General features: G+C 45.0%; 12 protein-coding genes. 2 read left to right on the top strand and 10 right to left on the bottom strand.

Translation table 11 applies throughout. The features are described from left to right. Window positions 1–10: 10 nt before the first annotated feature. The 4 genes from GC096_RS01600 to GC096_RS01585 all read right to left on the bottom strand — a co-directional run bounded on the left by GC096_RS01600 (window position 11) and on the right by GC096_RS01585 (window position 4,538). Entirely contained in the window at window positions 11–1,438 is a 1,428-nt protein-coding gene (locus GC096_RS01600; RefSeq protein ID WP_171628562.1) for an NAD-dependent malic enzyme, read from the bottom strand. Between the two features lie 5 nt (window positions 1,439–1,443). After that, entirely contained in the window at window positions 1,444–2,970 is a 1,527-nt protein-coding gene (locus tag GC096_RS01595) for a tripartite tricarboxylate transporter permease (protein ID WP_171628561.1), read from the bottom strand. Window position 2,971: 1 nt separating this feature from the next. After that, the gene (locus GC096_RS01590) at window positions 2,972–3,433 is read right to left on the bottom strand and encodes a tripartite tricarboxylate transporter TctB family protein (RefSeq protein ID WP_171628560.1); all 462 of its coding nucleotides are present in this window, start codon (window positions 3,431–3,433) and stop codon (window positions 2,972–2,974) included. A 67-nt stretch (window positions 3,434–3,500) separates the two neighbouring features. Further along, window positions 3,501–4,538 carry a Bug family tripartite tricarboxylate transporter substrate binding protein gene (locus GC096_RS01585; RefSeq protein WP_171628559.1) on the bottom strand — a complete coding sequence of 346 codons (1,038 nt, stop codon included), beginning with the start codon at window positions 4,536–4,538 and terminating at the stop codon, window positions 3,501–3,503. Window positions 4,539–4,776: 238 nt separating this feature from the next. Between GC096_RS01585 and GC096_RS01580 the strand changes: the two genes are divergently transcribed. Both GC096_RS01580 and GC096_RS01575 read left to right on the top strand, forming a co-directional pair. Continuing rightward, window positions 4,777–6,414 (top strand): ATP-binding protein, encoded by a 1,638-nt coding sequence (locus GC096_RS01580; protein ID WP_171628558.1) that lies wholly within the window; start codon window positions 4,777–4,779, stop codon window positions 6,412–6,414. After that, window positions 6,386–7,102, top strand: a complete 717-nt coding sequence (locus tag GC096_RS01575) for a response regulator (RefSeq protein ID WP_171628557.1) — start codon at window positions 6,386–6,388, stop codon at window positions 7,100–7,102. The genes GC096_RS01580 and GC096_RS01575 overlap by 29 nt, the downstream gene beginning before the upstream one ends. A gap of 40 nt (window positions 7,103–7,142) precedes the next feature. Here the strand turns inward: GC096_RS01575 and GC096_RS01570 are convergent, their stop codons facing one another. The 6 genes from GC096_RS01570 to GC096_RS01545 form a co-directional block, all read right to left on the bottom strand. Further along, a complete protein-coding gene (locus tag GC096_RS01570; RefSeq protein WP_171628556.1) occupies window positions 7,143–7,973 on the bottom strand; it encodes a hypothetical protein in 831 nt (276 codons plus the stop codon). Beyond that, complete coding sequence (locus GC096_RS01565) at window positions 7,970–8,479, bottom strand: anti-sigma factor family protein (protein ID WP_171628555.1); 510 nt, start codon at window positions 8,477–8,479, stop codon at window positions 7,970–7,972. The genes GC096_RS01570 and GC096_RS01565 overlap by 4 nt, the downstream gene beginning before the upstream one ends. A 1-nt stretch (window position 8,480) precedes the next feature. Continuing rightward, a complete protein-coding gene (locus GC096_RS01560) occupies window positions 8,481–8,978 on the bottom strand; it encodes an RNA polymerase sigma factor (protein WP_246302524.1) in 498 nt (165 codons plus the stop codon). A gap of 72 nt (window positions 8,979–9,050) precedes the next feature. Beyond that, on the bottom strand, window positions 9,051–12,128 hold the full coding sequence (locus GC096_RS01555) for an efflux RND transporter permease subunit (RefSeq protein WP_171628553.1): 3,078 nt from the start codon (window positions 12,126–12,128) through the stop codon (window positions 9,051–9,053). Window positions 12,129–12,344: 216 nt separating this feature from the next. Next, window positions 12,345–13,316 carry a bile acid:sodium symporter family protein gene (locus tag GC096_RS01550; RefSeq protein WP_171628552.1) on the bottom strand — a complete coding sequence of 324 codons (972 nt, stop codon included), beginning with the start codon at window positions 13,314–13,316 and terminating at the stop codon, window positions 12,345–12,347. A 21-nt stretch (window positions 13,317–13,337) separates the two neighbouring features. Then, on the bottom strand, window positions 13,338–14,444 hold the full coding sequence (locus tag GC096_RS01545; RefSeq protein WP_171628551.1) for a glycoside hydrolase family 88/105 protein: 1,107 nt from the start codon (window positions 14,442–14,444) through the stop codon (window positions 13,338–13,340). Window positions 14,445–14,457: the final 13 nt, after the last annotated feature.

Below are 14,457 nucleotides of genomic sequence, written 5' to 3'. Positions count from 1 at the left end.
TAACTAAAACTCATTCAGTCTGTCGAAACTCACGCGGTATCCGCCGTGCTGTCCCTGTTTGAATAGCCGCACGGATGACGGCTTCACGAATCCGTCTAACCACTTCTTGATTAAACACACTTGGAATGATATATAACTTGTTCAATTCCTGCTGTGTGACAACCGACGCAATCGCAGCGGAAGCGGCCAGCTTCATTTCTTCATTGATTGTAGAGGCTTGGCAGTCCAAGGCTGCACGGAATATACCTGGGAAGCACAGCACATTGTTAATCTGATTCGGGAAATCCGAACGCCCCGTTGCAACGACACCTACGATATCTTCGATTTCATCGGGATGAATTTCAGGCGTTGGATTCGCCATCACGAACACCACAGGCTTAGCCGCCATCCGCTCAACATCCCCCCGCTTCAGCAAGCCTCCTGCGGAGAGGCCGATGAACACGTCTGCTCCTTCGATGACGTCATGCAGGGAGCCCGTCCGCAGGTTAGGGTTCGTCCGCTCCGCGTATTCCGTCCAATGTGGGTTGGCGTACTCTTTCGTACGTACCAACGCACCTTCTCGGTCAACCCCGATCAGTTCTTTCACGCCTGCAGCCAGTAAAATGTTGGAGCAAGCCATTCCCGCTGCGCCAATACCGCAGACGACAACTTTAGCTTCACTAATCTGCTTGCCGACTACTTTCAACGCATTGATGAGTCCTGCATACAACACAACAGCCGTACCGTGCTGATCATCGTGAAACACAGGGATGTCCAGTTCCTCACGCAGCCTCGCTTCAATCTCAAAGCATCGCGGGGAGGAGATATCCTCCAGATTAATTCCACCGAAGCCTGGTGCCAAATGCTTGATGGTCGCGATAATTTCTTCGGTACTTTGCGTGCTTAAACAAATTGGAAAGGCATCCACATCAGCAAACTGCTTGAACAACATCGCCTTGCCTTCCATGACAGGCATCGCCGCATAGGGTCCGATGTTTCCAAGTCCGAGCACGGCGCTGCCGTCGGACACAACGGCGACCGTATTTCGCTTGATCGTCAGCTTATAGGCGTTAGTCTCATCTTCATGGATAGCCATACAGACCCTGGCGACATCCGGCGTGTACACGCGGGACAGATCATCCCTGTTTTGGATCGGTGATTTGGGCTTCATCTCAATTTTGCCGCCAAGATGAAGCAGGAATGTGCGATCCGATACGTGAACGAGTCGAACGCCAGCGAGATCCTTCATCCTAGCGACAATACTGTCCAGCTGGGACTGTTCGGAAGCGGATACGGTAATGTCTCGAACCGTCCAATTCGCACCGGTTTGAATAACGTCAATCGCGATTACATCCCCGCCGTTTTCGGTAATTAACGTAATTAATTGACCGAAATGGATTTGCTCAGTTAACAATTCCAGACGTAAAATAATACTTTTGCCAGCCATCGTATTTTTCATATTGGTTACCCTTCCTCATTCACAAGTACATTTTTACCTCTAAGCTTCATTATTAGTGGAATGGTAATCCAGATCAGACCGATGATGAGAAATACAAGCGAAACCGGTTTTTGCAGGAAGATCATGAAATCACCATTTGAAATGGTAAGTGCTCTGCGCATGTTGTTTTCCATCATTGGCCCCAGAATAAGACCAAGTACGAGTGGTGCTAGCGGATAATCGTTCTTAGACAAGAAGTATCCCACAAGACCACAGCCCATAATGAGCATTAAATCAAAGGTCGAATACTGTACGGCATACACGCCGAATACGGAAAAGACGATAATTAATGGAATTAAATATTTAGCAGGTGTTTCAATGACTTTGGCAAACACTTTGACCAGCGGCATATTAAGAATCAGCAGCATGAGATTGCCGACGAACATACTTGCAATAACGCCCCATGCCAGCTGTGGGTGATCTTGGAATAGCAATGGACCTGGCTGGACGTTGTACATAATGAAAGCACCCATCAGAATAGCCGTCGTTCCTGAGGATGGGATCCCCAATGTCAACAGCGGAATCATCGCGCCACCCGATGCCGCGTTATTCGCAGCCTCCGGTGAAGCTACCCCTTCAATGGCTCCCTTGCCGAATTTCTCTGGGTTTTTACTAATCTTCTTCTCCACGATATAAGCGAAGAAAGAAGCAAGAATAGCGCCTGCGCCAGGAAGTAAGCCGATGAAAAAGCCAAGCACAGAACCACGAGCAATCGGTGCCGCGCTGTCTTTCATATCTTGTTTTGTCGGCAGAATGCGACTGATCTTGGCAATCTCACCATCGTTTCCTTCGCGCTGAAGGATGGTTTTGAATACTTCGCCGACAGCAAATGTACCCACGGCCACAGTCAGGAATTCCAAGCCTTGATATAGCTCGGGAATGCCGAATGTGAATCGTTCCACTCCTGACACGTTATCGATACCGATCGTCGCTAACAACAGACCAAATGCCGTCATCATGAGCGCCTTCACCATCGATTTCCCAGCCAGTCCGCTGATTGCGAGCAAACCGAGCACCATCAAGGAGAAATATTCCGCAGGTCCGAACTTGATCGCGACTGCCGACAAAGGACGAGCCAAGAAAATGAGACCGATCAGTGAAATAATGCCCGCAGCGAAGGAACCGATTGCTGAAATCGCGAGCGCTGCTCCGGCTCTTCCCTGTTTGGCCATTTGATAGCCATCGAGTGTTGTGACGACTGAAGACGATTCTCCTGGTGTGTTTAATAGAATCGACGTCGTCGAACCTCCGTACATCGCCCCATAATACACGCCTGCCAGCAAAATAATGGAACTCGTAGCGGCCTCTTCTGGGCCTAAACCAGCTGTCATTGTTGCCGTGATCGGAATCAAGAGAGCAACACCACTCATCGGACCAATCCCAGGAAGTACGCCAACTACCGTACCAATCAATACGCCCAAAAATACAAAAATAACATTATGCCACTGCATCGCCGTGCCCAAACCATTCAACACATAATCCAACGTGCTCATCTTATGCCCCCCCTAACCATGTTGGAAATCCGGGAAGCGATCCATCCAGCAGATTCACATATAAGTAATACACGCCATATGAGAAGCAAGCTGCGATCAGCAAGGAAACCCATACTCTACCTTTTTGCATCGTTTGAAATCCAATCATTAGGAACAGGAACGTGGAGATCACGAACCCGATATCTTCAAGGAAATAGGCATATAACACAGCCGCGATAAAAATAATGAGAAATCGTTTGTAATCCAAATTTTCTTTGCCCTTCTCAGCACGCTGCTTACGGAACGTCTCATAAATAAGACGCAAACTCATCAAAGACAAGAACGAGCCCAAAATCATCGGAAAAATATTAGCACCCACATTACTACCATAAGCACTTGTTGAAATCCCTAAGGAACCGATCACAAAGGCAAGGCCAATGGCGAAAAAGACGATGCCTGCATATCGATCAAACGTTGTATTCATTTCTCTGCCTCCTACCCTACTAAGGGCAAGGGAGAAGAGGTCCTCTTCTCCCTTGTCTCGTTAGGTTTTATTTCTGCATACCAAGCGCTGTCAGCATGTCTTTCAGTTGTGTTTCTTGCTGACCCAAGAAAGCTTTGAAATCATCTGCCTTCTTATAGTCCGTTTGCCAGCTGTTCGCTTGCATTTCTTTTTTCCAAGCATCGGAATCTACCATTTTCTTAATCGTATCTTCCCAGTATGTTTTGGCATCCGCTGACATGTCCTTCGGTCCGAAGAAACCGCGCCAGATCAGGAATTCGGCATCAACGCCTTGTTCCTTCATCGTCGGAACATCTTTCAGGCTGCCACCAAGACGAGCAGGTGCTGCAACAGCAAGTATGCGGATTTTTCCGGCTTTCACGTACTGATCTAAGGAAGAAGCATCTGTACCTAAAACATCAGCATTACCACCAAGCAAGGCAGTTACGGCTTCGCCGCCACCGTCATAGGACACGTATTTCACCTTTTTCGGGTCAATCCCATATTTGAACGCGGGTAGAATCGATACCAAGTGATCCATGGAACCAGGTGCCGAACCGCCAGCAACCGTTAGCTTCGTAGGATCTGCTTTCATATCATCCAGCAGCGACTTCAGATCTTTGTATTTCGAATTGGCGGCTACCGCGACCGCGCCATAATCTTTGGTCAATTGCGCTAGCGGCGTCGTATCATTGTATCCGTAAGGCGTGTTTCCTTCTTTTTTCAAATGATTAATGAGAATTGGAGGCGAACTGACGAACAGTTTGTAGTTATCTTTGATATCTTTGGTCGCGTATTCCGCCATAAATACCGTACCGCCGCCGCCTGGTTTATTTTCAACTGAAACGGGCTTATCGACTGCTTTCGTTTCCGTTAATACTTTCGCGATGGTACGCGCTGTCATATCCCAGCCGCCGCCAGCACCTGATGGCGCGATAATGCTAAGTGCTTTGTCTGGGTAATTGGATTTCGAAGCTGGTTTAGCTGTGCCATTACCGCAAGCCGCCAAACTGATTGCAAGCACACTAATCGCCGTTACTTTCCAAGACGCTGAAAAAACTTGTTTTATCAAATGAAACCCCTCCATATTTGGTTTTGGTTTATCATGTATACGCTTTCTTTGAAGCGCTTTCAGAATAACACCCTCTTGTGTCTATTGGGAAGTTTATGGCGATTAGTTGTAATAACAGCTTTTTGACCATTTTGTTCATATTGTTCACGGATCTGGAGACCCTATAACCATCAAAATGAGAGCGCTTTATGTTACAATACCAAACACATACATTCTTTTAAATGAAACAAGAAGGGGAGGCTTGCGTGAGAAAATGAAGCTTCAGACCAAGCTTATCCTCATTATTTGTTCGTTCCTTTCCATCGTCATCATCAGTTTAGGCAGTATATTTTATTACATGATGACCACAGCATTAGAAGATCAAATCGGAACTCGTGCCTTAAAGGTGGCTGAAACCGTTGCAAATATGTCGGATATTCGGATGGCTTTTCAAACTTCGGATCCGTCCAAGATCATCCAGCCTCTCGTCGAGAAGATCCGAGATCAAATCGATGCCGAGTATATCGTTGTAGGAAACCGCGAAGGCATTCGCTACTCACACCCGCTCCCTGAACGAATTGGGAAAGAAATGGTCGGCGGGGACAACGGTCCTGTGCTTGCAGGACAATCGATCATCTCCAAGGCCATCGGCTCACTCGGCCCTTCGCTTCGCGGTAAAGCGCCCCTATTTGATGATCAAGGCAATGTCATCGGCATTGTGTCCGTCGGATTTCTTACAAAAGATATCAATTCAATTACCTTCACGTATCAGTCGCGAATCGAGCTCATTTCCCTCATCGTCCTTGTCGTTGGGCTCATTGGTTCCGTCTTAATCGCACGTAATGTTCGAAGCTCCATCCATGGACTTGAACCTAAGGAAATCGGTGAGCTGTATACCGAGAAACAGGCCATTCTACAAACTATCCGTGAGGGAATTATCGCGGTAAACCGAGATGGCATCATCACAATGGCTAATCGCTATGCCTTGCAGCTTATGCAGCTGCCCCTCAGTGCGAAAATCACAGGCAGACACATCGAAGATGTGATCCCGAACACGCGATTACATGAAGTAGTACGTACGGGCGAAGCCGAATTTGACCATGAAATGCTGATCGGCGATCATGATGTCATCGTCAATCGTGTGCCGATTGTGAGCCGGAAACACGGTGTCACTGGTGCCGTTTCAAGCTTTCGAAGTAAATCCGAACTCTACCGGTTGGCCGAGGAGCTGTCTCAGGTGAAACGCTTCGCTGAAGCACTGCGCGCTCAGACGCATGAGTTCTCCAACAAGCTATATGTCATCTCTGGGCTCATCCAACTGGAATCGTATCAAGAAGCTGTCGATCTCATCTCCAAGGAATCAGACGTGCATCAGAACTGGGTGCAGTTCATCATGACCGAAATCCCTGATCCCATGATTGGGGGGCTGCTGATTGGCAAATTCAATCATGCGCAGGAGCTAAAGCTAACTTTTGAAATTGACCGTGAAAGCTCATTTCGAGATATCCCCGCGGAAATTGATCGAAATTTACTCGTCACCATCATCGGCAACCTGATTGACAACGCCATGGAAGCGGTTCTGGCTGTTGAGGTACAGCGAACGCCGTATGTAAAATTATTTTTAACCGATCTTGGCGAGGATTTGATTATCGAATGCGAGGACTGCGGCGTCGGTATTCCTGACGAGTTAGGCAATGCCGTATTTGAGAAGGGATTCTCAACCAAAGCAGGTGAACATCGCGGTATCGGTTTAGCCTTAGTCCAGCACGCTGTCCATAAGCTTAACGGGTATATCACTTTCCATAAAAACCCGGAATGCGGCACACTCTTCACCGTCGCCATACCGAAACATCCGATGTCCACAGAAAGGAGTTCAACCTCTGATGATAGAACACCAACAACCGAACATTGAAGTTTTGATCATCGAAGATGATGTGAAAATCGCCGAAATTAATCGAAGGTTTATTGAAAAAGTAGACGGCTTTCACGTTGTCGGTATCGCGACAGACGATGTTCAAGCCAAGGAACAGCTAGACATTTTACGCCCAAATTTAGTTCTGCTGGATATTTACATTCCTGGCTCCAATGGCTTGGAGTTGCTCTCCTATATTCGTCAACATTTCCGAGATACCGACGTCATTATGATCACGGCTGCCAAAGAAGTCGAGGCTATACGGGAAGCCGTTCGCAGCGGAGCTTTCGATTATATTATGAAACCACTTGTTTTCAACCGGCTGCAGGAAACGCTCCTGCGTTATCTAGACTTTCACAGCGAGTTGAATCGACTTCATCATACTGGCTCTATTAATCAAAGCGATGTCGATCGCCTCATTTTGGGAACGAGTAAAAAGGATTCCCGCGCTGAGATCGCGTATCTCCCTAAAGGCATCGACAAATTAACGCTAGTCAAAATCGTTCAGGCGATTTCTACCGCGGCAGACGGGATGACTGCGGATCAAATCGCCAAAGAAATAGGCGTCAGTCGTTCGACTGGACGCCGATATTTGGAGCATCTAGTCTCCTCGGGCGAAGTCTTCGCCGATCTGACATATGGCGTCGTGGGTCGCCCTGAGAGAGTGTATCGCAAACGGGAGGCGTGATGTGATCTCACTCCAAAAAAAAGAGACAGCCACTCCTACATTAAGGAAGGCTGCCTTTTGTTGTTTTTTCCAACATCCAAATCGTTAAGATACCAATGGAAAACACCAGTATCCCCAAACAAATAATAACTCCGACTAGTGGAATATTCATAAGTGACACCAATAGAATCGAACCAGTTAAAGAAATAACCCAGTTAGAGCGTCCGAGCGTTCCTTGTATTTTTTCACCGACTACCCTACTTAAAGCAGCCAATCCGATGATGAAAGCCAAGAATACGGCAACGAGTAACACAATAGCAACTGGGATTCCAATAATTGTAACAAGTAATAGCACGGTAAGTGCTATCAGGATGAGACTGCTGAAAAAACCAATCGCGAATAAGCGGCCAGATGCTTGCCGAGCATGATCGACAAATGGATCTATACGTTTCTTGAAGATCAGAACCGTCAAAACGGGCAGTACAATCAAAACTATACTGATGGCTAATTGCAACAACCACGTTCCTATGGCGATTCCTCCGCCTATCAACAGACTATTTTGAGTAGCCTTATCAAAGGATAGATTGATAATTTCATCAGCAATGAACGCACCTTCCTCTTGTTGTATCTGCCCACCAACGACTAAAACAAACCCATTTACCTTTGCAGATGCTTTCAGCTGTAGGTTTCCATTAAAAACAATAACCGAATCGTTCACGGTTCCCCATATCGTTGTATCTGCACCGACAACCACAACATCATCAACCACCTGATTCGCAGGCACAACCGTATCTTGATGTTCGAATATACCCTTTGCCATTGCACTCGTAGGTATCGTAAACAAAAGGGTGCAAAACAGGATCGCCATGAAAATAAACCCTTTCTTTTTCACCGATTAGCCCCCTTATACGTTTTCGGTTTGAGCAAATGTTTGAGCGAAAGGCTAGATGCAACAATGAGAATGATCGAAAACCCCGTCAAACCTACAATTAAATACGTGTTTGAGCCTAGGATATCTCCAAATACACTCATTAAATTATAAGTAACTTTAAGCAAGATGGATCCTAATTTAAATAGGAAAGGCCCCATAGCAGCCAAAACAAGCATAATGAAACAAAAGGCACTAACCAATGGAACCAAAAGCCATTTGCTCGCTGTAGAAGCATGTTCGGGCGATGGATTCAAGCTAATTGCTTGCATCACCTTGTCATCAAATCCAACCGGTGCCTCAATTGCATGAAAAGCAGTAAACACTTGATTTTTAAATGCCGATAAATCACTCAGCAACGCACTGCATGCCGAACATGTCAGCAGATGTTCTTCGACGCGTTGTCGGTCCAAATCATCCAATTCATTATCCATGTAATCAGATAACAGATCTTCTATATGGTCTGACATCTTACTCCTCCATTTCACGAAGCATTTCTTTTCGTAACAGCAGTCGCGCTGCATTAATACGTGATTTTACAGTTCCAAGCGGAATGTGTAGCATCCCCGCAAGCTCATCATAGGAATAACCTTCAACATCTTTTAGAATAATGACTTCTCTGTGTTCAGGACTTAATTTGCTCATCGCTTCTTCAATCGTTATATGGAGGTCTGTTCGTTCAATATCATTATTTGATCGTTGTTTTTCGATCAATTCTCCAGATACGGCACTCGTTTTCTTTTGCTTTTGGATACGGTCATAACACAAATTCGATATAATTCGCTTTAACCAGGATGTAAAGGCATAACTATTATCTAACTTGGAAATGGCATAAAAAGCTTTAATAAATGCTTCCTGAGCAACATCCTCCGCTTCCATACGATCTCCAAGCATCCCATAAGCGTAACGAAAAACACTATCTTTAAATCGTGATACGAGTAAGGCGAAAGCCTCTTTGTCACCACTCATTGCTTTACCGATTATGTCATTTAATTCATGATCCACACATAATCTTCCTCCCGCACTGCCCTCGATCAACATTTAAGATTGATCAATTTTTGTTTTAGGATTCCCTTTTACCAGCCACTCATAAAACGTTGGAATGACAAGAAAGCTATTTAAAGTTGATGTAATCATACCACCAATCACAACAATACCAAGTGTTTGCGAAATTACAGTATCAGAGCTATGCGTCAATGCCAGCGGCAACAGCGTTAAAATGGTCGTGCCTGCGGTCATGAAGATCGGTCTTACCCGAGAGAGGCTGCCTTGCATAATCGCGTCATTGAAAGCCATCCCTTCTTTACGGTTCCTCTCAATTTTATCAATCAATACTATGCCGTTCGTGACGACGATGCCGGTAAGCATCAAGACACCAATTAGCGCGGCTAGGTTCCATTCGCCACCAAAAAGTATGAGTGCAAGCACAACACCACTAAGAGCAAGTGGGATGCTTAATAGTACGGCTAGAGGAGCTCTCCAACCCTTAAAGACTCCACTGGTAATTAGTAATACGAGTAAAATGGAAAATGCAACGGCAATGGACATGTCCACAATCATTTGTTTAACCTGTTCGGTAATACCACCCATGGAATAGGTTACTCCACTTGGTAAAGAGATACTCTTAAGTTTTTGGTAGACAGCGCTTGAAACTTTACTGATATCTTTAGAAGTGATTTGTACGGTAACGGTTGAAAATAATTGTCCATCACGTTCCTGTATGGACGATGGAGCTTGATTAGGCGCGATCGTCGCCAATTGATCAATTCTGATCTTTTGCCCAGCTGTTCCACTTACTGTTTCAGCAGCAAGCGCAGCGAGCACATCGGTTGACGTTGCATTTTCTTTAGCCACCCGAGTGATGTACATATCCACTGGGATCAACTTATGATTCACCTGAATATCAAAGTCCTTACCACCTATCATGTACTGACCGATTACTTTTGTAACGTCCTGTACATTGACGCCAGATTGCTCAATTTTAGCTCGATCAAGTGTAATGGTATATTTAGGCGTACCGTTTGTTAGATCCGTTGCTCCTTGCACGCTAAGTCCTTGCACTTCCATTAACTTACTTCTAACGAGTTGCGCCGCGTCGTCCAGTATTTTCTGATCTGCACCAGAAAGCATGATTTTCATCTGCTTATCATCACCAGCAATACTTTGATTCGAAACGGTATAAACCACTTGTTGATTTATTGCTGGTAATGATTTTTGCAAATCGGAAATGACGGCATCTACCTTATTTTTATCCTTTAAGGCAACAGTCATGTTGGCTATATTCGGCTGCTGAATAAATCCACCACCAGCATCAAATACATCATCGGCCTGCGGCATCATGGTAGATCCGAAATTGGCTGAATACGAAGCAACATTCGGATTTCCCTTCAGCACGGTTTCAACTTTTTGGACTTCTTTATCCACCTCAGGAAGTGCACTACCCTTCGGAAGTTCAACTTGAATCGCTACATCTCCCGAATTTGCCGTAGGCAGCAGGCTCACTGGAAGTGTAGTTGCAAATATCGCAGAAACGATGAAAATTAGTAATGAAATCGATGTAATCCATTTTTTATGGCTAAACGCAAACCGTAGGACCGGTTTCATCATCGGTTCAAGCGTCACCGCTTTCGATGTGTCATTTCGCCAGCCCATGAAGGCAAACGTTGGAACAACAAGCATCGCAACAAAGAAAGATACCGTCAGCGCAATCACGACAGACCATGCAAAGCCAGAGTATGATGCGCTAATGACACCGCCAACCATAGCAATAGGTACATAAACAGCGATGGTCGTTGCGGTCGAGGCAAAAATAGCGGGCAGCATTTCTTTTACAGCAGATGAAAGCACATGTAGGGTGGATTGATCCTTATTCTCCTGATATTTACGATACATATTGTCAAGAACAACAATGGAATCATCAACAATTCGACCCATCGCAACAATCAGACCGGATACAGTCAAAATATTAAGCGTAATCCCCATCGATTTCAAAACAGCCGTTGTGGCAAGTAATGAAATAGGCAGAGACACCGCAATGAGCAGCGTTGAACGTACATTACGGAAGAAAAAGAAAACGCACAGCATAGAGAACAAGCAACCCAAAAGTCCTTCGCGTACAAGTCCCAATAAGGAAGCATTTAATTCATGTTCACGGTCAAGCATCACGGTTAACGATACATCGTTATTTTTAATTGATGCTATTTGTGCGACGCGCTCCTTGACGAGTTTGGCCACATCCGTAATATTCGATGACGGTGTTTTTAGTACATCTAGAAGAATGCTTGCTTTCCCATTTGTGCGTGAGACCGTTTTAACATCTGTCAAAGAGTGGGATAGATCAGCCACGCTCGATAGCGGGACGCTTGTGCCTTGCTTGTTTTTAATTGGAATATTGTTTAATTCCTGGTCCGTTAAGTTCCAACCATTCACGGTTAATGGAAACGAGTCTTTGTTGTTTGACACTTTTCCAGTTAACCAATTCGGCAGCGCGGCGGTTAGTGATTGATTCAAATCATCCATCAATAATCCACTTTTGATTAAATCCTGCATGCGAATATTTAGTACGTAGCCATTGTTTGCAGCACCTGTAACACGCACATCGGCGACGCCAGGAACGGATTTCAGCTGCTTAACAATATCCGCTTCAACCGTAGAGCGAAGTGCAGTTTCGTCAATTTTGGCATTGTTTGAAGTTAAGCTATAGCTTAAAATCGGAAAAGTACTTGTCGTTACACGTGTTACGACTGGCGCTCCAACGTCAGACGGCAGGACGGCACTTGTTAGTGCTTGTTTAATCTCGCTCTCTGCTTGTTTCATATCGAAATCCAGCGGATAGTACAAATTCATTAAAAGTCCGCCGTCATAGGAATTCGTTTCTACATCCATCAAACCATCCGAAGAGCGAATGGCGTCTTCCAGTTTGGGTGTTACATTTTGTTTGACTTGATCGGCTTGGTAAGCTGAGGCGCGTACCGAAACAAGGAGAGTTGTATTATTAATGCTTGGCAAATAATCACGCTGCATTTGAAAAGCGGAGATGCCTCCCCATCCCAGAATAAGCAACATACAGACTATGACGAGAATTGCTCTTTGCATCGAGCCTTCGATGATTTTTTTCATTTGTACATCTCCTTCTTTGTGTTTATAAAATAAAAGGACTGGGCTCATGCTAGTAATGTTCAGATTGCTTTAAAAATACAAAAAACCTACACAAAATGTGCAGGTTAGATCGACCGATTCAGTTCCTATAGCATCAATCCGGCAAATTACCGGAAGCCTTCCCAACGCTGTACGGTGTGTAAAACGCATTCATTAATGTGAACACCTGGCTTCCCCTTATATCGCTTTTTGTGAGACAGGCTTCCGTTTTATCGAATCGGGGGCTTTGCATAATAATTGCCCGAACAAAGAAGCGAGCAGTTGTTGAAAAAGCATACACATAATAACAGGCATTGCGACAGGTGGCGGAAAAAACGAAATGGCCAGCACGGCACCAGCGCTATTATTTCTCATCCCGGTATTAAACACCATGGTAACCATGATATCGCGGTCCCACTTTAGCCACCTGGCGATCAGCCAACCAATCAGATAGCCAGATGAAGCCATGACGACAATTGCACAAGCTGTCAGGACTAATTTACTGTCAATTTTTGTGAAGTAAGGTGCCACCACAGCGCTGTTAATCGCAATGGTGAAAGCCAACCCTATTTTGGAGAAAGGAGATAAGGGACGCCCCCATTTCTCCTTCACCTTTCCTTGCGAAAGTTGATTTAGCAGCATACCCAATAAGGACGGAAGGACGATCATAAAGAAAAGGCCTTTCATCATACCAAACACATCCATCTGCACTTGTACGCCGAGAAACGCATCCATCGTAAAAGGCACGAGAAACGGCGATAATAGTGTATCAATCAAAATAACCGACAACGTTAGCGCAATATTCCCCTTAAAGATGGAAACCCACATGAAACTGACGACACCAGTAGGAATGACGACCATTAGAATTAGTCCAGTTCTCAGATAAACATCATCATGAAAAAACACATTGCCGATAATCCATGCAATAGCAGGCATCAACACATGCAGAGCAAGCAGCGAGACGAAAATCGGGAACGGCTGAATTAAGACTCTTTTTAAATCTTTAAAGTTCATACTTAAACTGCCTGTAAATGTCATAAAGCCGAAGATCCATGGTACTAAGTAAGTAAAGGACTTTAACCATACTGTCAAAATAATTCCTAGAATAACACTCGTAGGAGTAATCAGCGGAAGCCATTTCTCCAGGCTCTTATTTAATTTATTCAGCATTGGCTTCTCTCCTAACATGACTTAAAGCTCTGAAAGCTTAACCTCGGTATACGCCATAATCAGCGGTGCTACGCCATGTCCATTATTGCTCACGATGATTTCATTCTCGGTATAGTACTTAAAGGTTCCATCACGAACCTTGCCCGTATCAGGGTTTGTGCCAAGTCCTGCACTTCGACAGATGCCACCAAGCAGCACTTCTCCATTCTCCTCACGGAGATATTGCCGGACAGTACAGTCAAAGGCAGACTTCCCGCGCACAGTGTATTCACTAGCAAGATAGCCAAGGCGCGAACCTTTTAACATCGCATAAGCCAGCATCAAGGTTCCGCTAGATTCCAAGTAATTCCCAGGTCGGTCCCCCATATCAACGATCTGATACCACATCCCCCCGCTATGCTGGTAAGGTAACATACCGTCTAGTGTTTCCTGCAACATCATTTTCAGAGGCTCACTGTCCACCTGTTCATCCTCTAGAAGTTCAAGCACGTCCACCAAGGCCATCACCAACCAGCCCACAGCACGCCCCCAGACATTCGGAGACATGCCCTTCGTTTTGTCACACCAAAACATCTCTCTACTCTCGTCGTAAGCATGGTAGTACAGGCGATTCTCTTCATTAAAAATAAACTTTTTGACGTTTAAAAATTGATGTATGGTATCGGAATAGTCCTTCTTTTCCTCGAACTCCTTGATGTAACGAACCAAAAATGGTTGTCCCATGTAAAGTCCATCCAGCCAAATTTGGCTTGGATAATTTTCTTTATGCCAAAAGCTTCCTGACGCTGTTCTTGGATAGGTTTTCAATTGCTCATACATCAAATCAAGCACATGCTTATATTTGGGATCGTTCACTCTTTGGTATAAGTCAAAAAGAATAGTCGCTGGTCTGATTTGATCAATACTATAATAACGCACATCAATGGCTGGGATTCTGCCATTCTCATCATATAGACGGTCGATGAAGCTTTTGACGAACTGGTAATAGTCTTCTTTACCCGATTGCTTATAGCTGTCCATATACGATTTGAGAATACAGTTCTCAATATAGTGCCATCGCAAAGAAAACCATGTTCCTTCGCTTTCCATATAGTGATCTCTTAGTTGATCCAGCAATTGATATGTCATATGATCCTCTCCC

This window comes from Paenibacillus plantarum, assembly GCF_013141695.1.
GTDB lineage: Bacteria > Bacillota > Bacilli > Paenibacillales > NBRC-103111 > Paenibacillus_E > Paenibacillus_E plantarum.
Note: the sequence above shows the minus strand (reverse complement) of the source record. Positions and strands in the feature narration are given on the sequence as shown.

What these genes read in the sequence shown, in the direction of transcription:
- GC096_RS01560 (WP_246302524.1), bottom strand. Translation starts at nt 8,978, where the DNA reads ATGAGTGGTGACAAAGAGGCTTTCGCCTTACTCGTATCACGATTTAAA.
- GC096_RS01590 (WP_171628560.1), bottom strand. Translation starts at nt 3,433, where the DNA reads ATGAATACAACGTTTGATCGATATGCAGGCATCGTCTTTTTCGCCATT.
- GC096_RS01595 (WP_171628561.1), bottom strand. Translation starts at nt 2,970, where the DNA reads ATGAGCACGTTGGATTATGTGTTGAATGGTTTGGGCACGGCGATGCAG.
- GC096_RS01575 (WP_171628557.1), top strand. Translation starts at nt 6,386, where the DNA reads ATGATAGAACACCAACAACCGAACATTGAAGTTTTGATCATCGAAGAT.
- GC096_RS01585 (WP_171628559.1), bottom strand. Translation starts at nt 4,538, where the DNA reads ATGGAGGGGTTTCATTTGATAAAACAAGTTTTTTCAGCGTCTTGGAAA.
- GC096_RS01600 (WP_171628562.1), bottom strand. Translation starts at nt 1,438, where the DNA reads ATGAAAAATACGATGGCTGGCAAAAGTATTATTTTACGTCTGGAATTG.
- GC096_RS01580 (WP_171628558.1), top strand. Translation starts at nt 4,777, where the DNA reads ATGAAGCTTCAGACCAAGCTTATCCTCATTATTTGTTCGTTCCTTTCC.
- GC096_RS01550 (WP_171628552.1), bottom strand. Translation starts at nt 13,316, where the DNA reads ATGCTGAATAAATTAAATAAGAGCCTGGAGAAATGGCTTCCGCTGATT.
- GC096_RS01545 (WP_171628551.1), bottom strand. Translation starts at nt 14,444, where the DNA reads ATGACATATCAATTGCTGGATCAACTAAGAGATCACTATATGGAAAGC.
- GC096_RS01555 (WP_171628553.1), bottom strand. Translation starts at nt 12,128, where the DNA reads ATGAAAAAAATCATCGAAGGCTCGATGCAAAGAGCAATTCTCGTCATA.
- GC096_RS01565 (WP_171628555.1), bottom strand. Translation starts at nt 8,479, where the DNA reads ATGTCAGACCATATAGAAGATCTGTTATCTGATTACATGGATAATGAA.